At 63.1% G+C, this 22,490-nt stretch carries 22 protein-coding genes; 10 read left to right on the top strand and 12 right to left on the bottom strand.

Annotation, left to right across the window (positions count from 1 at the left end):
* From Q0S16_RS11120 to Q0S16_RS11110, 3 genes are all read left to right on the top strand, one after another.
* Nucleotides 1-1,009: AMP-binding protein (locus tag Q0S16_RS11120; protein ID WP_295848161.1), on the top strand; the 1,009-nt coding region annotated here is incomplete at its 5' end.
* A gap of 331 nt (nt 1,010-1,340) precedes the next feature.
* Nucleotides 1,341-1,553 carry a gas vesicle structural protein GvpA gene (gene gvpA, locus Q0S16_RS11115; RefSeq protein WP_295848159.1) on the top strand — a complete coding sequence of 71 codons (213 nt, stop codon included), beginning with the start codon at nt 1,341-1,343 and terminating at the stop codon, nt 1,551-1,553.
* A gap of 192 nt (nt 1,554-1,745) precedes the next feature.
* Nucleotides 1,746-2,498, top strand: a complete 753-nt coding sequence (locus Q0S16_RS11110; RefSeq protein WP_295848157.1) for a hypothetical protein — start codon at nt 1,746-1,748, stop codon at nt 2,496-2,498.
* A 30-nt stretch (nt 2,499-2,528) separates the two neighbouring features.
* Here Q0S16_RS11110 and Q0S16_RS11105 read toward each other — a convergent pair whose 3' ends face one another.
* On the bottom strand, nt 2,529-2,795 hold the full coding sequence (locus Q0S16_RS11105; RefSeq protein ID WP_295848155.1) for a hypothetical protein: 267 nt from the start codon (nt 2,793-2,795) through the stop codon (nt 2,529-2,531).
* A 287-nt stretch (nt 2,796-3,082) separates the two neighbouring features.
* On the opposite strand from Q0S16_RS11105, the gene Q0S16_RS11100 reads away from it, so the two are divergent.
* Nucleotides 3,083-4,108 (top strand): GGDEF domain-containing protein, encoded by a 1,026-nt coding sequence (locus Q0S16_RS11100; protein WP_295848153.1) that lies wholly within the window; start codon nt 3,083-3,085, stop codon nt 4,106-4,108.
* Between the two features lie 122 nt (nt 4,109-4,230).
* Nucleotides 4,231-5,244, top strand: a complete 1,014-nt coding sequence (locus Q0S16_RS11095) for an LLM class flavin-dependent oxidoreductase (protein WP_295848151.1) — start codon at nt 4,231-4,233, stop codon at nt 5,242-5,244.
* Nucleotides 5,245-5,256: 12 nt separating this feature from the next.
* Here Q0S16_RS11095 and Q0S16_RS11090 read toward each other — a convergent pair whose 3' ends face one another.
* The 9 genes from Q0S16_RS11090 to Q0S16_RS11050 all read right to left on the bottom strand — a co-directional run bounded on the left by Q0S16_RS11090 (nt 5,257) and on the right by Q0S16_RS11050 (nt 13,867).
* Entirely contained in the window at nt 5,257-5,919 is a 663-nt protein-coding gene (locus Q0S16_RS11090; RefSeq protein WP_295848149.1) for a hypothetical protein, read from the bottom strand.
* A 98-nt stretch (nt 5,920-6,017) separates the two neighbouring features.
* Nucleotides 6,018-6,266, bottom strand: a complete 249-nt coding sequence (locus tag Q0S16_RS11085) for a hypothetical protein (RefSeq protein WP_295848147.1) — start codon at nt 6,264-6,266, stop codon at nt 6,018-6,020.
* 85 nt (nt 6,267-6,351) lie between these two features.
* Nucleotides 6,352-8,409 (bottom strand): hybrid sensor histidine kinase/response regulator, encoded by a 2,058-nt coding sequence (locus Q0S16_RS11080; RefSeq protein WP_295848145.1) that lies wholly within the window; start codon nt 8,407-8,409, stop codon nt 6,352-6,354.
* Nucleotides 8,406-9,902, bottom strand: coding sequence for an ATPase domain-containing protein (locus tag Q0S16_RS11075; RefSeq protein WP_295848143.1), 1,497 nt, complete (start codon nt 9,900-9,902; stop codon nt 8,406-8,408). Before Q0S16_RS11075 ends, Q0S16_RS11080 begins: the two co-directional genes overlap by 4 nt.
* Nucleotides 9,903-9,984: 82 nt before the next feature.
* The gene (locus Q0S16_RS11070; RefSeq protein ID WP_295848141.1) at nt 9,985-10,761 is read right to left on the bottom strand and encodes a thioesterase family protein; all 777 of its coding nucleotides are present in this window, start codon (nt 10,759-10,761) and stop codon (nt 9,985-9,987) included.
* Between the two features lie 174 nt (nt 10,762-10,935).
* Complete coding sequence (locus Q0S16_RS11065; protein WP_295848138.1) at nt 10,936-11,904, bottom strand: nitronate monooxygenase family protein; 969 nt, start codon at nt 11,902-11,904, stop codon at nt 10,936-10,938.
* A gap of 141 nt (nt 11,905-12,045) precedes the next feature.
* Nucleotides 12,046-12,573 carry a hypothetical protein gene (locus Q0S16_RS11060; protein ID WP_295848136.1) on the bottom strand — a complete coding sequence of 176 codons (528 nt, stop codon included), beginning with the start codon at nt 12,571-12,573 and terminating at the stop codon, nt 12,046-12,048.
* Between the two features lie 93 nt (nt 12,574-12,666).
* Nucleotides 12,667-13,248 carry a YqaA family protein gene (locus Q0S16_RS11055; RefSeq protein WP_295848134.1) on the bottom strand — a complete coding sequence of 194 codons (582 nt, stop codon included), beginning with the start codon at nt 13,246-13,248 and terminating at the stop codon, nt 12,667-12,669.
* A gap of 202 nt (nt 13,249-13,450) precedes the next feature.
* A complete protein-coding gene (locus Q0S16_RS11050) occupies nt 13,451-13,867 on the bottom strand; it encodes a hypothetical protein (RefSeq protein WP_295848132.1) in 417 nt (138 codons plus the stop codon).
* Nucleotides 13,868-14,145: 278 nt separating this feature from the next.
* Here Q0S16_RS11050 and Q0S16_RS11045 point away from each other — a divergent pair, with 278 nt between their 5' ends.
* The 5 genes from Q0S16_RS11045 (at nt 14,146) to Q0S16_RS11025 (ending at nt 21,171) form a co-directional block, all read left to right on the top strand.
* The gene (locus Q0S16_RS11045; RefSeq protein WP_295848162.1) at nt 14,146-15,144 is read left to right on the top strand and encodes an ABC transporter substrate-binding protein; all 999 of its coding nucleotides are present in this window, start codon (nt 14,146-14,148) and stop codon (nt 15,142-15,144) included.
* Nucleotides 15,145-15,237: 93 nt separating this feature from the next.
* Nucleotides 15,238-17,034 carry a glucan ABC transporter ATP-binding protein/ permease gene (locus Q0S16_RS11040; protein WP_295848131.1) on the top strand — a complete coding sequence of 599 codons (1,797 nt, stop codon included), beginning with the start codon at nt 15,238-15,240 and terminating at the stop codon, nt 17,032-17,034.
* Nucleotides 17,035-17,237: 203 nt separating this feature from the next.
* Entirely contained in the window at nt 17,238-18,674 is a 1,437-nt protein-coding gene (locus Q0S16_RS11035) for a D-alanyl-D-alanine carboxypeptidase family protein (RefSeq protein ID WP_295848129.1), read from the top strand.
* Nucleotides 18,675-18,807: 133 nt separating this feature from the next.
* Entirely contained in the window at nt 18,808-20,496 is a 1,689-nt protein-coding gene (locus tag Q0S16_RS11030) for a long-chain fatty acid--CoA ligase (protein WP_295848126.1), read from the top strand.
* 189 nt (nt 20,497-20,685) lie between these two features.
* Nucleotides 20,686-21,171: a peroxiredoxin gene (locus Q0S16_RS11025; protein WP_295848124.1), complete on the top strand. Its 486-nt coding sequence runs from the start codon at nt 20,686-20,688 to the stop codon at nt 21,169-21,171.
* Nucleotides 21,172-21,326: 155 nt separating this feature from the next.
* On the opposite strand, the gene rnhA is transcribed toward Q0S16_RS11025, so the two are convergent.
* Together rnhA and Q0S16_RS11015 are read right to left on the bottom strand one after the other, a co-directional pair.
* Nucleotides 21,327-21,770, bottom strand: coding sequence for a ribonuclease HI (gene rnhA / locus Q0S16_RS11020; RefSeq protein WP_295848122.1), 444 nt, complete (start codon nt 21,768-21,770; stop codon nt 21,327-21,329).
* Nucleotides 21,767-22,490: homoserine kinase (locus Q0S16_RS11015; protein ID WP_295848120.1), on the bottom strand; the 724-nt coding region annotated here is incomplete at its 5' end. The genes Q0S16_RS11015 and rnhA, both read right to left, overlap by 4 nt.

The following is a 22,490-nucleotide window of genomic DNA, read 5'->3' as shown; positions in this document are numbered from 1 at the left end:
GGTCGTGGGTCGAGTGAGTGATCCCATGAGTGGCTATTTTATGGTGCGCCGATCGTCGGTGACTAATCAAATCTTGAATCCGCAGGGCTATAAAATTCTGTTAGAGATTTTGGGTCGCGGTATCACCTTCCGCACTTCGGGATCGACCGGTACGCCCAGTAAATGCATGCAGACCATGCTCGACCTCGACACTGAGGTCGCCGCCATGGCTGATATAGTGGGCCCGCGGCGGCGGGTCGCGGCGCTGGTACCTCCGCATCATATTTACGGATTCCTGCATACGGTTCGTCTGCCGCTTCAGTTCGGCGTCGAGACCGTCGATCTGCGTTGCTCCGGCCCCGGCAGTTGGGCCAGCATGATGGCTCCCGGCGATCTCGTGATTGCCACGCCGCACATGTGGTCGCTGCTGGCCGAGGCCGGCCGGCGCTTGCCGGACGACGTGATCGGGGTGACCTCCACCGCGCCGATGCCGGCCGCCTTGGCCACGAAGCTCTCCGCGCTGGGCCTCACCCGCCTGATCGAGATTTATGGATCATCCGAGACGGCAGGCATAGGCTGGCGCGACGATCCGACGGCGCCGTATGAACTGTTCGAATTCTGGCGCGTTGCCGATGACGGCCGGGCGATAGCCCGCCCGTCCGCCGAACCGATCAAATTGAACGATGTCGTGACATGGCAGGGCGATCGACATCTGCGTGTCGGCCCACGCGGCGACGGCATGGTCCAGATTGGCGGAATCAACGTCAACCCTTCGGATATCGGTCGTCGACTGTGCCGCCATGAAGCGGTACTCGACTGCGTCGTACGCGCCCAGCGCAACGTCGATCCGGCGCGGGCACGGCTGGAAGCATTCGTCGTCACCCGCGAAACGATGATGAACGAGCCGCTGTTCGCCGATGAACTGGCCATTTGGTGCGCCGGCCAGTTCGATGCGGCGGAACGCCCGATTGCCTTTACATTTGGCAGCAGCATTCCGCGCAATCCGATCGGCAAGCCGACTCTCTGGTAGCCGCGCGGACGCGCGATACCGCGGCCGACGCCGGCCTTGGTGCGGGTCTTGTTACATTATCGCGCGCGGTTTGTAGGTCCTTGATCGACATCGATAGCAGCCGACCCCTCGTTATTTTTATTCCCAAGAGCAGCAAGTTACCCAACTAACAAGTCACCGTATTTGTACCGGTTGCGTGATTAAGCTGCAATTAGCTGGGTAATTGTAGTTTCAACGAGATGGGCGACGGGACTGTGAACTGGAACGAGTGTCAAATTCCTACCTCGACATGTTAAGCGACCATCGCTTGAACCCTGGGTCACTGACCCGAAATGAAAGAAAGACCACTATCATGGCAATTGAGAAGAGCATCGCGTCGTCGAGCCTCGCTGAAGTTATTGACCGGATTCTGGACAAGGGCGTCGTGGTCGATGCTTTCATTCGCGTCGCGCTGGTTGGCATCGAGTTGATCGCCATCGAAGCCCGTGTCGTGATCGCGTCGGTGGAAACCTGGCTGAAATATGCCGAGGCCGTCGGCCTTGTTGCGCAGCCCCAGACCGCCTGATCCGCGTTGACCATCGGATGGCTGGCCTTGCGCCAGCCATCCGCGCGACCGGTCTCCTGATGTAACATTCGCCAACCAGGAAGATCATTTTTGATGGCGTCACAGCCAAGCCGGCTTGCGAACCGTTTCGCGTATTCGCCTTGTAAGGGATCTGACGACGTGCCGACAGCCAGAGAAGACAGAGCACAACGCGTGAGCGATGTGCGACGCGGAACGCGGGAATTGCTGGCGCGGATTCGCGAGGAGCGTATCGCCCGTGCGCACAATACGGCTCCAGCCGTCTCGGAGGAGCCCCGCCACGAGCCGACCGCCGCGGCGACACGGCTGATGCCGGATCCGCTGGTTACCAGGATTTCTCAGCAGTTCGTTGCCACTGGATTAACCGATGTCTCGCCAACCGCCGCGCCATTGCAGCCGCGACAGATGCCGCTGCCGAACGGACACGAGACCTCGCTTCCCGGTCGCGTCACGCGCCATTATGATGCGGCGCGTCTCGGTATTTCTCCGGTCAACAAGGAAGACGCCACGCTCCGGCTCGATTTGAGCGTAAGCCGCTCGATCCGGACAACACCGGATATGCAACAGCGGTTTGCCGAATCGGCCGGGCTGCAACCATTGGAGCCGGTCAAGCGCGACGAGATCAGCAAAACGAGTGAAGCACTCGCCACCGTGCCGGCGATGACGCCGCAGCTTGAGCTCGGCGGGGCGCTGTCAGGCATCGAGGCCGTACCGACCCTCGGTCCCGGCCTGGTCTGGCGACTGTCGCAGGCGGGGATCCGTACCATGTCCGATCTGGCGGCCTGCGATGCCACCTCGGTTCGCACCAAGCTCGGCCAGCTCGGCCGTCTGGTGAAGGTCGAGGACTGGATCGCGCACGCCCGTTCCGTCGTGGCGGACTCCGCCGCGGCGGTGGCGCGGTCACGCAACCCATCGACCAAGCCGTAGCCGATTACGCGCCACGCGTATTCGGCTCTGTCACTGCACGGCCTTGCCGCGGTAACCTGCGGCAAGGCCGCGGACGTATTTCAGCATCACCATCTGCAACAGGTCAGTAGGCGTGCCCCGATCGGTCAGCTGTTGTCCGACGCGATCCTGTGAGCCCGCAAGAGATATCCAGAATTCGCACACGATAACGCCGGGCCTCGCGGCGACATGCTGGCCCGCGGCGATGTCGATAAGAGCCAGACCGATCAGCGCGCGGCCCGAAGGACAACGCGAACGCGTCGCTGCGACGGGATACAACCCGCGGCTTTATGAGTAGCGACACGCAAGACCTGAAATGGCACGGCAGGATCGCCAACCAGCTGCAACGTGGTTTCTTTGACGTCACCAACGCACTGGTCGGTAAATTTTTATCGTTATTTCGCAGACGTATAGAGATTCATAACCTCGTTTTTCCATTTCGGCGGAAATCTGGTTTCTTCGCTCCGGTGTTTATCTCCCTGTGACAAGTCAGCGCTAAGGTACCAAGATAGAGTTGAAGCCAAATTAGATTTGATAGCGGACTTATACATCCGCCGGAGCTGGAAATGACATTTGAGAATTCCGAGGCCATCGATCCGATTGCGGAAGCAGCGATGGCATCCATGGGTACTTACGCCATCTCGCCAACCCCCGACAATTTCGCTATCTGGTATGAATACCATTCCGGAAAGAATCCTAATCTTCAGCGCACAATTGATATCGTGATCTCGAACCGGCGCGGCTTCGACGGCGCCGCCCTGAAGGAATTGCACAACAGTTTCTTCTCCACCACGGAAGAGCAGCAGGTGCTTCGGCAGACCTCGCTGCAGGTGATGGAAGCCGCGCAGGAGGTTCTGGATCTACTGGATGTTGCCAGCGCCGAGGACAACCTCCGCATCCCGCTCGTGGACGAGATTGCCCGGACGGAGAAGACGAGCTTCAGCAACCTGACGAGAATGCTGGAGCATCTGATCAACGAGACCAGCGAAATGGCCAAGCGCAGCGACCATCTCGGCATCCGGATGCGGCGTTCGGCGGAGAAGATCGAGGCGCTGGAGCGCACGCTGGACGACGCAAGGCGCGAAGCCACCATCGATGCCCTGACCGGCATCTCCAACCGCCGCTCGTTCGATGCCAACCTCAACGAACTGGCCGGCGAGGCGATGAACACCGGTGAGGACCTCTGCCTGATGATTCTCGACGTCGATCACTTCAAGCACGTCAACGACACCTATGGTCATCCGGTCGGCGACCAGGTGCTGCAGTTCGTGGCCACCACGATCCAGCAGCATGTTCGCGGCCAGGATCGCGCCGCGCGCTATGGCGGCGAGGAGTTCGCCATCATCCTGCCGCGCACGCCGATCGAGGGCGCCGCCAAGGTGGGCGAGTATATCCGCATCGCCTTTGAAAAGCACAAGGCGCTCTGCGGCACCTCGCAGCAGCCGATCCCCGGCGTCACGGTATCGATCGGCATCTCCTGCTACGACCCCGGCGAAAAGCTGCTGGAATGGAGTGCCCGTGCCGATACCGCGCTCTATCAGGCCAAGCGCGAAGGCCGGAACTGCGTCCGTTTGGGAATGCTGCCTGACTGATTGCAGGCCGATTCTAAGGGCGCGGCGAACGCGAGCGAAGACGCGCGCCAGCCATGTGCTCCGGAAAGGCTGGCGTCCATGCCGCTGCGTTCCTAAATGGTAGGAGCAGCAGGAGTACGCGCATGACCGCCCTTTCGATTCTCGACCTCGTCCGCGTGACCCAGGAAACCGATGCGCGTGGCGCGCTCGACAATGCACGGGATCTCGCCGCCCATGCCGAACAATGGGGCTTTGGCCGGTTCTGGGTGGCGGAGCACCACAACATGGCCGGCATCGCCAGCGCCGCGACCTCGATCGTGGTCAGCCATATTGCCGCGGGCACCAAAACCATCCGCGTTGGCGCCGGCGGCATCATGTTGCCGAACCACGCCCCGATCATTATCGCCGAACAGTTCGGCACGCTGGCGCGGCTATATCCCGGCCGCATCGATCTCGGGCTCGGCCGCGCCCCGGGCACGGACCAAATCACGGTGCGCGCCTTGCGGCGGACGCTGACCAGTTCGGATAATTTCCCGCAGGACGTGATGGAACTGCAGGCGTTCTTCGCCCCCGCCGGCCCCAACCAGAACATCCAGGCTGTGCCGGCTGCCGGCACCGACGTGCCGCTGTGGATCCTGGGGTCCAGCACCTATGGCGCGCAACTCGCCGCCGCGCTCGGCCTGCCCTATGCCTTCGCCTCGCATTTCGCACCGGAACAACTGATGCAGGCCCTGCAGATCTACCGCGAGCGCTTCGAGCCGTCGGAGCAACTGGCCAGGCCGCACGCCATGGTGGGCGTCAACATCATCGCCGCCGACACCGACAAGGAAGCCCGCCGGCTGGCGACGACGCAGCAGATGTCGTTCACCAACATGTTCCGCGGCACCCGTGGCCTCAGCCAGCCGCCGATCGACGACATCGAGACCTACTGGTCCGGCGCGGAGAAGGCGCAGGCAATGCGCATGCTGGCGCGCTCGATCGTCGGATCGCCGGAGACCGTACAGGCCGGCATGAAGTCGCTGGTGGCCGAAACCGGCGCCGATGAGCTGATGATCGTGTCGGACATCTATGACCACCCTGCACGACTGCATTCATACGAGCTGATCGCGAAGGCCAACGCGGCCGTCGAGCGCTCGCCACTGGTCGAGATTGCCTGACGTTCGTCGGGATCAGATCGCCGATGCCACCGATTCCAGTCCGATGATGCGGGCCAGAGCGCGGACTTCGCGCTTCTGATCCTCGCGCAACTGGAACAGCAGCGGCATCGCGGCGGATTTCAACTGCTGCACTTCGGAGCTCGCCGGATCGATCGGAGGGCTGCCGGCGGCGGGATTGGCCTGTTTGGTCTCGTGGATTTTTTGCGCCACCGCGCGCAACGCGGTTTCGACGCCGGGCCAGTGCTGTTCCTGCGTCGCCGTGAGATTAAGCCGGCCCTTGATGGCGGCGATCTGCGCGTCGCTGAGCAAGGTGTAGGTTTTCTGCCCCGACTTGCCGGTCTTTTGCTTGCCCGATGGCTGCGACGGAATCGTGCCCGGTGACAGTTGCGGCGGCGCGCTGGTCCCAAGCGGGCTATCGGCGGCAAAGGCCTGGCGCAAGGGTTCGTTCCAGGCGTCGGGGCGGGAGGATTCGAGCGCCGCAACCGCATTCCCGCCGGACCACTTATCCGTCTTGCCCTGCCGGTTGGCCACCGGTCCCCGCGACACCGCGATCGAACTGTCGGCGCTGGGATCGAACACGGATCGCGACACGCTGTCGTGACCGACGACGCTGAAGATGGCCACGCCGACCACCAGCAAGCATCCAATCGCCAGAAGGGTCAGGGTACGCGTCAAGCCAGTCTCCGTTGCGCCGACGAACTCCGGTTCATCGTCCCGACAAATGGAGAATAATTAAGGCTTAACCATGCCATTCCGGCAGCAAGCGACGGCGCTCAGGCGGCGACGGCCAGTACGTAGGCTTCCTGGATGTCAGAAACGATATCGGAGGCTTCCCACAGCGCCTCCGGCGGTACCGACTGCATTGTGATCGTCCAGTTCGCGCCTTTGCCGGCGCGCGAGGTTCGCACCACGTCGAACTCGACCTCGCGACACAACCGGTGCCGTCCAAAAGCCATGGCGACGCGCGTCCGGATTTCCTCGATCGTGGCTGGCGTCTTGGCGAAACTGGTCACTGTGTCCATCTGGACGTCCCCGGGCGCTGGTGGATTCCTGCGCCACGATGTTCCGCCCGTCATGGTTAATTCCGGGTTAATCGACGGCGCAACCTCACCCCAGAAGCTGATCGAGTCGATCGCGGAGCTGGTCCTGGTGATACGGCTTGGCCAGCCGCGGGAGATCGAGCTGGGCGCCCTCCGGCAACTCGGCGTAGCCGGTGGCGAGCAAGATCGGCAGCGACGGCCGTACCGCGCGCGAAGCCGCGGCCAATTCGATGCCGGTCATGCCCGGCATGACATGATCGGTCATCATCAGGTCGAGCGGCTGTGCGCTGTTCAGAATATCCAGCGCATGGCGGCCAGAATTGGCCGCGATCACCCGATGACCAAGATCTTCGAGCATTTCCATGGTCGACATGGCGATCAGCGGGTCGTCGTCGACAAACAGGATGATGGCGGATCGCGCGGCACGCCGCACCGGATCCATGATGCCGATCGCTTCCGGCGCCGTGGTGGTGACCGGCAGCACCAGCGTCGCCGTGGTGCCGCTGCCGATCAAACTGGACAGTTCGAGCGTGCCGCCGAGCTGCACCGCCAAGCCATGCACCATGGACAGCCCGAGACCGGTGCCCTTGCCCACCGGCTTGGTGGAGAAGAACGGCTCGATTGCCTTTGTCAGCGTTTCAGCCGACATGCCGCCGCCATTGTCGATCAGGGATACTTTCAGATAGTCGCCAGGCTTCAGCGCCACATCGCCGTCGTTCGCCCTGTATCGTCTGATCCTGATATCGATGGAGCCGCCATCCTGCATCGCGTCGCGCGCATTGATGGCGAGATTCAGAATCGCCAGTTCGAGCTGGTTGGCGTCGATCCGCGCGGGCGGCAGGTCGTCGGGAATGTCGAGACGCAACGCCACGCGCGGACCAAGCGACCGCTCCAGCAAGTCGATCATGCCGCGCACGAGTCCGCCAAGATCGACCGCCACGGCCTTGAGATCCTGCTGGCGCGCAAAGGCCAGCAGTCGCTGCGTCAGCGACGCCCCGCGCTCGGCCCCCTGCAGCGCGCCATCGATCAGGCGGTGCAGCCGCGGATCTTCCGGGATGCGCTTGCGCAGCAATTCCAGATTGCCCATCACCGCCATCAGCAGATTATTGAAATCGTGGGCGACGCCACCGGTGAGCTGGCCGATCGTCTCCATCTTCTGAGCCTGTCGAAGCTGTTCCTGCGCGCGCTCGCGGGCCGCGACTTCCTTCATCAGGTCGGACGTCCGCTCGCCGACGCGCTGCTCCAGATTAGCCGTCAGTTCGGCCAGCGCGGTTCGCTCCGCCGTCAACTGGTCAAGCAGATTATCGCGCTCGATATCCGCGGTTTTGCGCGCGCTGATATCGACGCTCACTCCCACCAGCGACTTGAATCTGCCATCGGGCCCGCGCACCATTCGCGCACGCGTCTCGATCCAGTGCACCGAACCATCCGGCCAGATGCTGCGGTATTCGACATTGTAGTCGGCTCCGCGCTGCAGCGTGGCATCCAGCGCCTGCTGGCGGCGCTCGCGATCATCGGGATGGATCGAGCCCTGCAGATCCTCGAACGTGAAAGGATCATCGGAGCGCCGGCCAAAAAACGACTTGCAGGTGTCCGACACCTCCAACTCCAGGCCAGGCAAGTGCAATTCCAACGCGCCAAGACGCCCGGCGTTCAGCGCGGTCTGCAGCAGGCCTTCGCTCTCGCTGAGGTTCTCGAGAATGGCGCGGGTCTGGTATTGCCGGCGGCGGCCGCGCACCGCGGAGCCAACCACCGAGATCAAGGTCGTCGGATGAAACGGACGCTCGATGAAGGTGACGTTGCCGAGCAATTGCCCCAGCCGCGCCGCATCGGGGTTGCGCTCGGGGCCGCCACCCTGGTGGGTCAGCAGCACGATCGGAAAATCCGACCAGGACGGCTGATCATGCAGCCATTGGCCAAGGCCGCGCAGGTCGACGGTCTTGATCGCCTCGTCGGCGATCACGGCGACGCCGGCGCCGCCCTCGATCTCCCGCGCCAGCGCGGTGAAATCCGGACAAGCCTGGGCATAATAGCCCGCTTCGCGAATTAACGCTTCCGCTACCGCGGCATCGCGACCATTCGGGGCGAGAATGACAGCGCGTTCGGACGAGAGGCCCGGTTTCACGGGGTCATTTCCTCGAGCAGCGAGCTGACGCCATTGTAGATCGGCACGCCCCGCAGCACGCCCTGGAATTCGACCAAAGGTGCGCCGATGGTGAGGCCGCGACCGTCGATCCGGTACTCTCGAATGGTAGGCTCATGGGTTCCAGTGCGCTTCTTGATGACCGAAACCGCGCGGCGCACATTGCCGGACGCTTCGAAATAGCGCAGCAGGATGACGGTATCGGCCAGATAGGTCACATCGATCGGCGCTTGCATGTCGCCGACTAGCCCGTGCTGCGCCACCGTCATGAAGGTCGCGGCCCCCCTGCGGTTGAGATATTGAAGCAATTCATGCATGTGCAGAATCAGCGAATTCTCTTCCGGCATCGCGGCCTGATAACCGTTCAGGCTGTCGATCACCACGGTCCTGATGCCATGCTCATCGATCCGCCGACGGACGCGGTGGGCAAATTCGCCGGGTGATAATTCGGCGGCATCGACCTGCTCGACGAACAGCCTGCCACTCTTCTGCATTTCCGGAAGGTTGATACCCAGATTCTTCATACGATCAAACAGCAGGCCAAGCTCTTCGTCGAACACGAACATGGCCGCGGTTTCCCCGCGCTTCACGGCGGCAACCACGTTGACAATGGACACCAGCGACTTTCCTGTGCCGGCCGGACCGAGCACCAGGGTGCTGGAGCCGGACTCGATACCACCGCCCAGCAATTTATCGAGCTCCGCCACACCACTCGATTTGGTAATTCGAACGAGATCGCTGCGATGCTCGGACGCGACCAGTCGCGGAAACACGTTGAGGCCACCTTTGGTGATGGTGGCGTCGTGATAGCCGCCGCGAAATCTCACGCCGCGATATTTGATGACGCGGGCACGGCGCCGCTCGGCGCCATAGGCCGGGGCCAGTTCCTCCAGCCGCAGCACGCCATGCTCCACGCTGTGGACGGTCTTGTCGGCGACTTCCGCCGTCAAATCGTCAAGCAGCATCACGGTGGTGCCGAATTTGGCAAAGTAATGCTTGATGGCCAGAATCTGCCGGCGGTAGCGCAGCGAACTCTGTGCAAGCAACCGGATTTCCGAAAGGCTGTCGAGCACGACGCGGGCGGGCTGGGCCCGCTCGACCGCCTCGAATATCTGTTTGGTAGTTTCACCAAGTTCGAGATCCGACGAATACAGCAGGCTCTGCTGCTGATCGGAATCCAGCAGGCTTTCCGGCGGCAACAGTTCGAACACCTCGATGCCGTCACCCAACGTCCAGCCATGGGAGGCCGCACCATCGCGCAGCTCGGCCTCGGTCTCCGACAGCGTGATATAGAGGCCCTTTTCACCGGCCCGCGCGCCTTCGATCAGGAACTGCAGGGCAACAGTCGTCTTGCCGGTGCCGGGGGCACCTTCCACGAGAAAGACATGACCGCGCGAAAAACCGCCGGCGAGGATGTTGTCCAATCCCCAGATTCCGGTTCCAGCTTTTTCCGATAGTAAATCCGTCGAACTCATACGGCCCCCTGACCGCCAATAACCAGCGCATTATCAACTGGTTCCCGGCCCCAAAAGGAAATTTCATGTCCGATAACGCACTTTAGGATTGGCGCTTTTCGATCACCAGGCTCTGCACCGCACGGCCAAAATAGCCGTTGATATCGGCTAGCTTCGAGGCCGCCAGCCCGGCGCCGTCCGGGCCGATCCAGCTTTCCGAATCCAGCAGAATCCAGTCACCGACCGGGGGTCGGGACAGGCTGACCGTGAGGTCGGCATTGAGGAACGTCCAGTCGTTGAACGACAGCGCAGCCGAGGTGCCGTTGCTGAAATCGGCGGCGACCACGGCGCGCATCACCTGCGAGGTCACCGACCCCTCGATCATCGCGCGGTCGAGCCGGTACCAGATCGCGCCCGGCCCGGACTTCATTAATCCGCCGCGCACCACGCAGGTCGAGAGGCCGCTCATGAAGGCATTGTTCGCCCTTCGGCCAAGCGGCTGCCCTTGCTCGGGTCCTGGCAGTTCGAGCGGCGGATCGGCGATTTCGGCCGGCAATGGCTGCGGCTCGATCCGGATTTTCAGCACGCTGGCGCGCGCGACGACGACGCCATTGGCGAGTAGCCGGATGCCGCACAACTGGATCTTGCGCCCCTCGCGCAGAATTTCGGTCTCGAATGTCAGCGGCGCCACCGGCACCGGTCGCAGCAGATCGATGGTGACGCGCACAATCCGCATCGGGCTCACGGTCGGCATCTGCTCGGCGAGATAGGTTACCAACGCCGAGGGCGCCGAGCCATGCTGCATGGTGGCGTTCCATGGACCGGCGGCGTGCGGCGTGGTGATGACATGATGCCCATCAAGGCGATAGATGAAGTCCATCGGGAGAAGTTCGCTTTCTTGCTTCCTTCTCCGCTTGTGGGAGAAAGTGACGCGGACGAGATCCGCGTCGGATGCGGGACTGTGCAAGAACACTACCCCTCATCCAGGCGCGCTAACGCGCGTCCACCTTCTCTCACAAGGGAAGAGGGAAGAAAGGGCAGCGCGTGGCATCAACTACAGCGGCGGATCGATCGCCTCGTCATATTCCTTCTTGAAGCGGGCGATCAGTTCGGCCGCCGGCACGACCTTGTCGATGCTGCCGACGCCCTGGCCGCTGCCCCAGATTTCCTTCCAGGCCTTTGGCTTGGCGCGGTCGCCGGCGGCGTCGGTGCCAAAGTTCATCTTGGTGGGATCGGACTCCGGCAGATTGTCCGGGTCCATGCCGGCCGCGACGATCGACGGCTTGAGATAGTTGCCATGCACGCCGGTAAACAGGTTGGAATAGACGATGTCCTCCGCCGTCGATGCGGCGATCATGTCCTTGTAGCCGGGCACTGCATTGGCCTCGGTGGTGGCGATGAAGGCCGAGCCGATATAGGCGAAATCGGCGCCGAGCACGCGCGCGGCCCGGATCGCACGACCATTGGCGATAGCGCCGGACAATGCCACCGGGCCATCGAACCACTGCCTTGTCTCTGCGACAAACGCCAGCGGCGAGATTTCACCGGCATGGCCGCCGGCGCCGGCCGAAACCAGAATGAGGCCATCGGCGCCCTTTTCGATCGCCTTGTGGGCGAAGCGCTGGTTGATGACATCGTGAAACACGATGCCGCCCCAGCGATGCGCGGCCTGGTTCAACTCCTCGCGCGCGCCCAGCGAGGTGATCATCATCGGCACCTTGTGCTTCTCGCAAAGCGCCATGTCCTGATCGAGCCGATTGTTCGACTTGTGCACGATCTGGTTGACGGCGAACGGCGCCGACAACCGGTCAGGATGCGCCTTGTCGTGGGCCGCGAGTTCTTCCTTGATGCGCACCAGCCACTCGTCGAGCAGCGCCGCGGGACGCGCATTGAGCGCCGGAAACGACCCGACAATGCCGGCCTTGCACTGCGCGATCACCAACTCAGGGACCGAAATGATGAACAGCGGCGAACCGATCACCGGGATCGACAGGCGGTTCTTGAACAGGGCAGGCATCGACATGGGAATTCCTCTGCTTCTTTTCTTGATACGCCACGTCATTGCACTGACGCGCGATCGCCTCTTGGGCGGCCGGACGATGCCAGAAGCAATAGTGCGATGGCAATTGCGCGGCGGCAGAAAAACCGACTGACCGAAAGCAGGTTACTGACAGAGCGCCTGGGTGACGTAATTGACGGTCGTGCAGTCGCCCTCTTCCTGCTTGTAACCCGGCATCATCGCCTTGGCCGAACAGCTTTGCGCCGCGTCGGTATCAAGGCTTTTACCTTCCTTGAAGCCCTTGCTTTGGCACAGCCGGTCGGACGCCGCCTTGCAATCCGGAGCGCCGTTTGGCGCGCGCGGACAGGCGACCCGGCCTTTCACGATCGAGTTCAGCCGCAGGCTGTCGGTACTCTCGCCGAAGCCCTTGAACGACGGTAGCGTCAGGATCGACTTCGAGTCCTTGAACATCTTGCCGATTTCGTTGAGCAGACCCGGATTTTCGGAAGGCGGCTCCGGCGCGGCCGCCGCTTCCGGCGGGGCGGGTGGCACCGCGGGCGGCGCCGCCACCAGGCTCGCCGCAGGGGCCGGAGCTGGGGCAACCTGGATGATCATCGATTTTGGCGCGGGCGGCGGCGTCTGCGACCAGGCAGCGGTGGCGATCGCCACCGCCACCGTAACCAGGAGGGCCACGGAAAGGCTTCGGATCATCGCGCGTGCTGAGGAAGTCAAATCAGACATGTTTAGCAACGTACCCTGACACCTGTGCCGGGGGAAGTGTCTTGCTCAGAACATCCGGAACGCAATGACGAAACCGAGCAGCAAAACTCCGACCGCCAGCGCGACCCACAGCCCGAGATGCTTTTCGATGGTTTCGCGAATCCATACGCCATACCGGTTGAGAAGCACCGCCACGAGGAAGAAGCGCCCGCCGCGAGCGATCAGCGACAGCCCGATGAACATCCAGATATTATAATTCGCGAAGCCTGACGTGATGGTGACAAGCTTGAACGGGATCGGCGTCAGCCCCTTCAGCAGGATGATCCACGCGCCGTACTCGGCGTAGCCGGCGCGGAATGCCTCGACCTTGTCGCCATAGCCGTAGAAGCTGATTACCCAGTGGCCAACGGAATCATACAGCAGCGCGCCGATGGCGTAACCGACCACCCCGCCGGCGACCGACGTCAGCGTGCATAGCCCGGCATAAAACCAGGCCCGCTCCGGCCGCGCCAGCGACATCGGGATCAGCATCACATCCGGCGGAATCGGAAAGAACGAACTTTCCGCGAACGATACCATTCCCAAAATCCAGAGCGCATAGGGCTTGTGGGCGGCGTCGATGCACCAATCATACATTCGTCTGAGCATGGCCGCGATGAACCATCCCCGTCGCGATTTGTCTATGGCAACGGGCGCCCAAAAACCCGAATAGCCGAATCCGCCCCGGCAAGCCGCCTGTAACCGCGACATTTGGTCGCCAGAGCCCGCCGCTTTCGCCGGATTGACCGGTATTAACGCAAAACGTCGACTGTCTGGAGACAGCCGACGTTCTGAAATCGATAGACCCTTTTTACCAGGTCATGCGGCGCGAATTATCGTAGCCATGGCCCCCGCCATAGCCACCATAGGGGCCGCCGTAATAGGCAGGACCGCCGCCATAATAAGCGGGGCCACCACCGTAGTAGCCATAGCGCGGCCCCTGATCATAATAGTCGCGACGGTTCTGGCTGGCGGCGATAGCGCCAATGGTGCCGACAATGGCGCCGAACGCAGCCAGACCGGCGGCATTGCCGTTACCACGGTGATGGCGACGCCGCGCGCTGCTGAATTCGGTAACCGTGCCGCTGCCATGGTCCGCCGAAACCCCCCTCGCAGCCGGCGCAGCCAGCACGGCCGTGGGCGCGAACGAAGTTAGCGTCAACGCCGCGACAGCCGCCAGGACGGAAGCTCGGGCAATGGTGGAGAACGAAGTCTTTCGGTTGAACATTTCAATGACCTCCATGGTCGTTCGGCCTCGTGGGGCTCGGCTTGACAACATCTATGGCCATCCCGGGTTCCATACTGGCGGCATGGATCATCACACCGCGTCGGCGCAGCCGGCGGTCATCAGATGTTCAGCTTGGAGCCGGCACGATAGAGGCGCAAGATACGGTGCCGAATGCGTTCCAAACCTGCCCATCGCCCCCCGTCGAACCCTTGTAAGTACCTTTCATGCGTAATCTCCCGATTGTGTCTCTTGGTCGAATCGGTGCCGTTTCGATGGTGATGCTGGCAGCGGTCGGCGCTCGGCCGGTGTTCGCCGCCGAAGAGATCAGACCCCCTGTGGCGATCCAGGTTGCACTAGACCGTCCGATCGATGCGATCGCGGCGCCGTTCGTGCTGGCGGCCACGCGCGGGCTGTATCGCGCCGAGAACCTGACGGTTTCCACCACGATTGCCACTGGCACCAAGGATGCGATTACCCGCGTGGCCAGCGGCGCCAGCGACGTGGCGCTCGCCGATATCAACGCCCTGGTGCGCTACCGCGACGCGGCCGATGCGATTCCCGTCAAGGCGGTATTCGTACTGCTCAACAAGGCGCCCTACGCCATCGTCGCCCGCAAGAGCCGCGGCGTCACCTCGCTCGGCAGCCTGGAGGGCAAGACGATCGGCGTCGCCGAGGGCGATCTCGCGATCCGGCTGTGGCCGGCGCTGGCGCGCCGCAACGGCATCAAGGCCGCGCAGGTGAAGCAGGAAAAAATCAGCGCCGCGGTGCGCGAGCCGATGCTCTCGGCCGGCCAGGTCGATGCCGTCACCGGCTTTTCCTTCCTGTCGGCGGTGAACCTGCGCGACCGCGGCGTGCCCGCCGACGATCTCGCGGTGTTTCGCTTCAGCGACTATGGCAGCGCCGCCTATGGCCTGGCCCTGATCGTCAATGCGAAATTCGCGGCGGAGAAGCCGGAGGCCGTGAAAGGCTTCCTGCGCGCCGTCGCCGCCGGCACCCAACTGGCGATCACCGACCCGGCGAGAGCGATCGACGACGTCATTTCCCGGATGGAAGGTGGCGCGCGCGACCTCGAGCTGGCGCGGTTGCGGATTGCCATCCACGACAACATTCTGACCGACGAGGTCCGGCGCGACGGCCTGGGCGGCATCGACGCCATGCGGTTCGAGGCATCGCTGGACGAGATCGCCGAGGATTTTACCTTTCGCAAGCGGCCGTCTCCAGCCGACATCTTCGACGACTCGTTTCTGCCGGTCGCGATCGGTCGCAAGATCAACTGAACAACGTCGCCGGACGGCTGTATTCCAGCGCCGATCCCTGCTTAAAATGGTAGCCGCGGATCATTCCGTTCGCGTCGCCATGAGTGTTCACCCATGATCCGTCTCTACACCCGCGTGCTGGAAGCGCTCGGTCGCGAAAAGCGCCTCGGCTGGCTTCTTGCCGCCGCCAATTTGCTGCTGGCCTGCGCGCAATTCGCCGAGCCGGTGCTGTTCGGCCGCATCATCGACGTGCTGTCGAGCAATCTTTCCACCGGTGCGTTACAGGCCGAGGCGGCGTCGCCATGGCCACTGCTCGGCGCCTGGGTCGGATTCGGGTTGTTCACCATCATCTGCGGCGCCGTCGTGGCACTGCATTCCGATCGCCTCGCCCACCGTCAGCGCCAGGCTGTGCTCACCGACTACTTCGAACACATCATGCAGCTACCGCTGACCTATCATACCGGCACCCATTCCGGACGGTTGATGAAGGTGATGCTGAACGGCACGGATGCATTGTGGCGGCTGTGGCTGGGATTTTTCCGCGAGCATTTTGCCGCGATTGCCAGTCTGCTCGTCCTGCTGCCGATGTCGCTGTACATCAACTGGCGGCTGGCCGGCCTGCTGGCGATCCTGTGCATCGTGTTCACGGTTCTGACGACGCTGGTGGTGCGCAAGACCTCCGGCATGCAAAGCGAAGTGGAGGAGCATTACGGCGACCTGTCCGCGCGTGCTTCCGACGCGCTCGGCAATGTCGCGCTGGTACAGAGTTTCACGCGCGTCGACGCCGAGGTGCAGGGCCTGCGCGGCGTCGCCGGCCAACTGCTGGCGGCGCAGATCCCGGTGCTGTCATGGTGGGCGCTGGTGTCGGTCATGACGCGGGCCTCGACCACCATCACCATCCTGGCGATCTTCACCGTCGGCATCGCGCTGAACCAGCAGGGTCTGACCTCGGTCGGCGAGATCGTGATGTTCGTCTCGTTCGCCACCATGTTGATCCAGCGTCTCGAACAGGTCGTCGCCTTCATCAACGGCGTGTTCATGGAGGCGCCGAAGTTGCGCGAATTCTTCAACGTGCTGGACGCCGTGCCGGCGGTGCGCGACCGCATTGATGCCATCGATCCCGGCCGGCTGCAGGGCATGGTCGAGTTCACCGACGTGTCGTTCTCCTATGACGGCAAGCGGCCGGCGATCCAGGACCTCTCCTTCGTGGCCCTGCCCGGCCAGACCATCGCGCTGGTCGGCGCCACCGGCGCCGGCAAGTCGACGGCGATCGCGCTGCTGCACCGGGCCTTCGATCCGCAATCCGGCTTCATTCGCATCGATGGCATGGATGTTCGTGGCCTGACCTTGTCGGGCCTGCGCCGGAACATCGGCGTCGTGTTCCAGGAGGCCTTGCTGTTCAACCGCTCGATCGCCGACAATCTTCGCGTCGGCAAGCCGGACGCCACGGATGAAGAATTGCGGGTTGCCGCCGGCCGCGCCCAGGCGCTCGACTTCATCGACCGCAGCGAACATGGCTTCGAGACCAATGCCGGCGAGCGCGGCCGCATGTTGTCCGGCGGTGAACGGCAACGGCTCTCGATTGCCCGCGCGCTGCTGAAGGATCCGCCAATCCTGATTCTCGACGAGGCGACTTCCGCGCTCGACGCGGTGACCGAGGCGAAGCTGAACGTTGCTCTCGATGAAGTGATGAAGGGGCGCACCACCTTCGTCATCGCGCACCGGCTCTCCACCATCCGCAACGCCACGCGCATCCTGGTATTCGAGAATGGCCGCGTGATCGAAAGCGGAACGTTCGATGAACTTGTTACCCAGGGCGGCCATTTCGCCGAGCTCGCCCGCGCGCAGTTCATGGTGCAGGAGACCGCGCGCGCCAGCATGTCCGTGCAGGGAGATAGCGTGGTTCCCTGAGCCGCGGGTGGCCAGTCGAAATTCGGCCCCTTTAAGCGCCGAATCAGGGCGTCAACCACTGTTCTGATGCTTGCAGCCGGTATAGGTTTGCGGCGTCACCATGCCATGGCGACTGGTATGAAAGCCCCGAACCACACATTTCAGGATTGCTGCGCGCCATGCCCGGGCAACGCGGACGATCTGCAAAGGACCGGAATCGGATAGTGTATTTTTCCTTCGCCTCACGTCGCCTGCTGTCATGGAATGCCATCGTTTTTGCCGCCGGTTTGGCTATCGCCGCCATCGCGCCGCGTGCCGCCAGCGCCGAGGCGCTGCTCGTCGTTGAAGTGGAGTCCGGCAAGGTACTGCAGGCCGAGAACGCGACCTATCCGTGGTATCCGGCCTCCGTCACGAAGCTGATGACAGCCTATGTGGTGTTGAAGGCGGTCAAGGAACGCCGCGTCAGCCTCGAAACGCTGGTGACGGTGTCGCCGACGGCGGCGGCGCAGGCGCCGTCCAAGATGGGCTTCAAGGCCGGCACCCAGCTGACCATCGAAAATGCCATGACCATGATGATGGTCAAGTCGGCCAACGACATGGCCGCGGTACTGGCGGAAGGCATTGGCGGTTCGATCGACGGGTTTTCGGAACAGATGAATGCCAACGCGGCCCGGCTCGGCATGACGCAGACGCATTACGTCAACCCGAACGGTCTGCCTGCGGACGGACACGTGACATCGGCTCGCGATCTCGCGATCCTGGCCCGCGCCATCATTCACGATCTGCCGGAATACGAATATTTCGTCCACATCCCGTCGATGAAGTTCGGCCGCCGGGTGACGCAGAATTTCAACCGGCTGATCGGCCGCTACCCTGGCGCCGACGGCATGAAGACGGGTTTCATCTGCGCCTCCGGCTACAATCTGGTGGCCACCGCGACCCGCAACGGTAAGCGGCTGATCGCCGTCGTGCTGGGTTCGTCGTCCGGCCAGGCCCGCGCCGTCAAGGCCGCCCAACTGCTGGAGCGCGGCTTTTCCAACAACAACAATCTGACCTGGTTGCGCCCGGCGCTCGGGACCGTCGACAGCCTGGTACCAATCGACGCCGCGCCGCCGAACCTGCGCGATGAGATGTGCGGCCCGAAACGCAAGCGACCCGCCAGCGACGCCGACGAGGAAACCGTCGCCAGCGGAGAATCCGGCGCGGAGAATGCCATGACCTTCTTCACCGCCGGACTGCAGCCGCCGACGTTGCGACCGCTCGACATGATCGCCGCCGCGCCGGCGCCGTCCGAGCCCGTGATCGTCTATCTCGGACCGAAGAAGACCGGCGCCGACCTGATCGCCGCCAATGCGGTGGAAGAGGCCAAGCAGACGCCAAAGGCCCGGGTCAAGAAGACAACGCGTGCCGCGGCCAAGAAGCCCGAAGCCGGCGCAGACGCGGCCGACGCCAAGCCGGCAGCCACTAAGCCTGCGGCGAAACCACCCGCGACCAGGCCGGCAGCCACAGCCGCAAAGCCCGCGCTCAAGCCCGCCGCGGCAACCTCCACGACGGCCGTCAAACCAGCAGCGACCCCGGCCAAACCGAAGGCAGCCGTCAGGCCGACGCCCAAGGACGCCACCGGTGAAGCGAAGCCGGCGCCTTCGACACCGCGGACCTAGACTTTCGTCGACAGCCGCGCGCCGGCCAAGACCGATGACATTTCGTCCGTCGCGATGCTGCGGCGCGCCTTGCTATCGCTGGCTGATTTGTCCGATACTCCCGCGAAACAACAACGCTTGGGGAGAATGAGCCATGGAGCGGATCTGGCTTAAACAATATCCGGCCGGCGTGCCTGCCGACATCGACGTGGCCCTGTATCCGTCGCTGGTCGACCTGCTGGAAGAGAGCTTTGCCAGGTTTCGCGACCGCAAGGCCTTCATCTGCATGGACAAGTCGATCACCTATCGCGAACTCGACGAGATGTCGCTGGCGCTCGGCGCCTATCTGCAAAGCAAGGGCCTCGCCCGCGGCGCGCGCGTCGCCATCATGATGCCCAATGTGCTGCAGCACCCCGTAGCGACCTCCGCCGTGCTGCGTGCCGGCTACGCCGTGGTCAACGTCAATCCGCTATACACGCCCCGCGAACTTGAGCACCAGCTCAGGGATTCCGGCGCCGAGGCGATCATCGTACTGGAGAATTTTGCCCATACCGTGCAGCAGGTGGTGGCCAAGACTTCGCTGAAGCACGTGATCGTCGGCAGCATGGGCGACATGCTCGGCCTCAAGGGCGTGATCGTCAATCTGGTGGTCCGCCGCATCAAGAAGATGGTGCCGGCGTGGTCCCTGCCCGGCTCGGTGTCGTTCAACGACGCGCTCGCGGCCGGCCGCGGCCTGAGATTCAGCAAGCCCTTGATCGGCCCCAACGACGTCGCCTTCCTGCAATATACTGGCGGCACCACCGGGCTTTCCAAGGGCGCGACCCTGCTCCATCGCAACATTCTCGCCAATGTGCTGCAGAACGACGCCTGGCTGCAGCCGGCGCTGCGCAAGCCGCCACATGTCGAGCAACTCTTCATCGTCTGCGCGCTGCCGCTATATCACATCTTCGCGCTGACGGCCTGCTTCCTGCTCGGGATGCGCGCCGGCGGCGTCAATTTGCTGATCCCCAACCCGCGCGACATGGCCGGCTTCGTCAAGGAGCTGATGAAGTATCAGGTCAATGATTTCCCGGCCGTCAACACGCTGTATAATGGCCTGCTCAACACGCCCGGCTTCGACCAGGTCGATTTCTCCAAGCTGAAGATTTCGAATGGCGGCGGCATGGCGGTGCAGAAGGCGGTCGCCGAAAAGTGGCTCAAGACTACCGGATGCTCGATTTCGGAAGGCTATGGCCTGTCGGAAACCTCGCCGACGCTGACCTGCAACCCGGCCGACATCGACCAGTTCAACGGCACCATCGGCGTGCCGGTGCCCTCGACCTACATTTCGATCCGCGACGACGAGGGCAACGAGGTGCCGCTCGGCGAGCCCGGCGAGATCTGCGCCAAGGGCCCGCAGATCATGTCCGGCTACTGGAACCGGCCGGCGGACACGGCGCAGGTGATGACGCCTGACGGCTTTTTCCGCACCGGCGACATTGGCATCATGACGGCGGACGGTTTCACCCGCATCGTCGACCGCAAGAAGGACATGATCAACGTCTCCGGCTTCAACGTCTATCCCAACGAAATCGAGGACGTCATCGCCGGCCATCCCGGCGTGCTGGAATGCGCCGTCATCGGCGTCGTCGATGCCCGGACCAGCGAGGCCGTGAAAGCCTTTGTGGTCCGCAAGGATTCCAGCCTCTCGGCGGAGGACCTGATCACGTTCTGCGGCACCCAGTTGACCAACTACAAGGTGCCGAAGCAGATCGAATTCCGCTCCTCGCTGCCGAAAACCAATGTCGGCAAAATTTTGCGACGTGAGCTCCGCGACGAGAAACAGACCGACGCGGCGGCGTGAGCTCCGACTCCTAGGGCGGGCAAAGGCGCCGTTGCGCCGTGCCCACCGCCACGCCTGATGGTGGGCACGCGCCGCCGCGCCTCGCGCGACGTCGCTTTGCCCACCCTGCGATATCCCCGCCCGCGTCAATTTCCTTCGTTCATAAAAATGGTCTAAGAAACCTTCGCAAATTTAACGGAGAGATCGACGATGACCATCAAAGTTGGCGACAAGCTGCCCGAGGCCAAGCTGCGCGTGATGACCGAGGAAGGTCTCGCCGTGAAGACCACCGACGACGTGTTCAAGGGCAAGAAGGTCGCGCTGTTCGCGGTCCCCGGCGCCTATACCGGCACCTGCCACAAGATGCATCTGCCGAGCATCTTCCTCAACGCCTATGCCATGAAGGACAAGGGCGTCGACAGCATCGCGGTGATCTCGGTCAACGACGCCTTCGTGATGAACGCCTGGAAGAAGGACACCGACCTGCGCGACGAGGCCACCTTCCTCGCCGACGGCAACGCCGAATTCACCAAGGCGATCGGCATGGAACTGGACGGCTCCGGCAACGGCCTCGGCATCCGCTCGCACCGCTACTCGATGCTGGTGGAAGACGGCGTCGTCACCAAGTTCAACCTCGAGCCAAACCCCGGCAAGGTCGAGGTGTCCGGCGGCGACACGCTGCTCGGTCAGCTATAAAAAAAACGGCCCGTTTCCCGGACGCGGTGCGGCATTCTTCATGCCGCTCCGCAGAGCCGGGATCCCGGTATTCGTCAAGAAACCGGGACCCCGGATCAGCAGCGCACCACGTCGCGAGCGCGACGCGTTGCGCAGCATCCGGGGAACGTACCTGCTTACTTCTTGTTCCTGTTCTCGATCAGACCATCCCGAGACAACTGATCGGCACGCTCGTTCTCGGCATGGCCAGCGTGGCCCTTGACCCAGTGCCAGCGGATCTCGTGGGTATGCAGCGCGGCATCGAGCCGCTCCCACAGATCGACATTCTTCACCGGCTTCCGGTCGGCGGTCTTCCAGCCGTTCTTCTTCCAGCCGTGAATCCAGCTGGTGATGCCATTGCGCAAATACTGGCTGTCGGTGTGCAGATCGACGCTGCACGGCTTCTTCAGCGCTTCCAGCGCCGCGATCGCCGCCATCAGCTCCATCCGGTTATTGGTGGTGTGCGCCTCACCGCCCTTCAATTCCTTTTCGGCATCGCCGAATTTCAGAATCGCGCCCCAGCCGCCGGGACCGGGATTGCCGGAACAGGCGCCGTCAGTGTGGATCAGAACCGGTGTCATGCGCGCAGCCCCTGAACTTCGACGCCGTAATCGGCCATGCCCTTCACCGACTGATGAAACCGCAGCTTGCGGACATATTCCAGTGGATCCTTCGGCTGCACCAGCGCACCGGGTGGCACGTTGAGCAGATCGACCAGTCGCGTCAGCAGGAAGCGCAGCGCGGCTCCCCGCGCCAGCAACGGCAGCGCATTCTGCTCGGCATCGGACAGTTTTCGCTCGCGGCCATAGGCCGACAGAAACGCCCGCGCCTTGGTGACGTTGAAGGAATGATCAGGCTCGAAGCACCAGGCGTTGAGGCAGATCGCCACATCATAGGCGAACATGTCGTTGCAGCCGAAATAGAAATCGATCAGGCCGGAGAGTTCGTCACCCAGAAACAGCACGTTGTCGGGAAACGCATCGGCATGGATCACGCCGCTCGGCAGATCCTTCGGCCAGCGGCCTTCGAGGTAGTTCAGTTCGGAGGCCAGAAATTCGCGCAGACCCGGCTGCACATCGTTGGCCCGCGCGGCCGCGGCGGCGAACAGCGGCCGCCAGCCCGACACCGACAGCGCGTTCGGACGGCTCATGGAAAAATCCTGGCCGGCCAGATGCATCTTGGCCAGCGTCTGGCCGATCCCGGTGCAATGCGCGGCAGTCGGCTTGCGCGGCCACACGCCCTCGAGAAAGTCGATGATCGCCGCCGGCCGACCGGCCAGCGTGCCGAGCATGGTGCCGTCG

Source organism: Tardiphaga sp. (assembly GCF_025356345.1).
In the GTDB taxonomy this organism is placed as follows: domain Bacteria; phylum Pseudomonadota; class Alphaproteobacteria; order Rhizobiales; family Xanthobacteraceae; genus Tardiphaga.
The sequence above is the reverse complement of the archived record's forward strand: the minus strand, read 5'-3'. Positions and strand labels throughout refer to the sequence as shown.

Bases quoted from the DNA above. Each gene is read 5' to 3' on its own strand.
- Q0S16_RS11045 (WP_295848162.1), top strand. From the start codon at position 14,146: ATGCTGGCAGCGGTCGGCGCTCGGCCGGTGTTCGCCGCCGAAGAGATC.
- Q0S16_RS11100 (WP_295848153.1), top strand. From the start codon at position 3,083: ATGACATTTGAGAATTCCGAGGCCATCGATCCGATTGCGGAAGCAGCG.
- gvpA (WP_295848159.1), top strand. From the start codon at position 1,341: ATGGCAATTGAGAAGAGCATCGCGTCGTCGAGCCTCGCTGAAGTTATT.
- Q0S16_RS11095 (WP_295848151.1), top strand. From the start codon at position 4,231: ATGACCGCCCTTTCGATTCTCGACCTCGTCCGCGTGACCCAGGAAACC.
- Q0S16_RS11070 (WP_295848141.1), bottom strand. From the start codon at position 10,761: ATGGACTTCATCTATCGCCTTGATGGGCATCATGTCATCACCACGCCG.
- Q0S16_RS11040 (WP_295848131.1), top strand. From the start codon at position 15,238: ATGATCCGTCTCTACACCCGCGTGCTGGAAGCGCTCGGTCGCGAAAAG.
- Q0S16_RS11030 (WP_295848126.1), top strand. From the start codon at position 18,808: ATGGAGCGGATCTGGCTTAAACAATATCCGGCCGGCGTGCCTGCCGAC.
- Q0S16_RS11050 (WP_295848132.1), bottom strand. From the start codon at position 13,867: ATGTTCAACCGAAAGACTTCGTTCTCCACCATTGCCCGAGCTTCCGTC.
- Q0S16_RS11055 (WP_295848134.1), bottom strand. From the start codon at position 13,248: ATGCTCAGACGAATGTATGATTGGTGCATCGACGCCGCCCACAAGCCC.
- rnhA (WP_295848122.1), bottom strand. From the start codon at position 21,770: ATGACACCGGTTCTGATCCACACTGACGGCGCCTGTTCCGGCAATCCC.
- Q0S16_RS11085 (WP_295848147.1), bottom strand. From the start codon at position 6,266: ATGGACACAGTGACCAGTTTCGCCAAGACGCCAGCCACGATCGAGGAA.
- Q0S16_RS11065 (WP_295848138.1), bottom strand. From the start codon at position 11,904: ATGTCGATGCCTGCCCTGTTCAAGAACCGCCTGTCGATCCCGGTGATC.
- Q0S16_RS11025 (WP_295848124.1), top strand. From the start codon at position 20,686: ATGACCATCAAAGTTGGCGACAAGCTGCCCGAGGCCAAGCTGCGCGTG.
- Q0S16_RS11075 (WP_295848143.1), bottom strand. From the start codon at position 9,902: ATGAGTTCGACGGATTTACTATCGGAAAAAGCTGGAACCGGAATCTGG.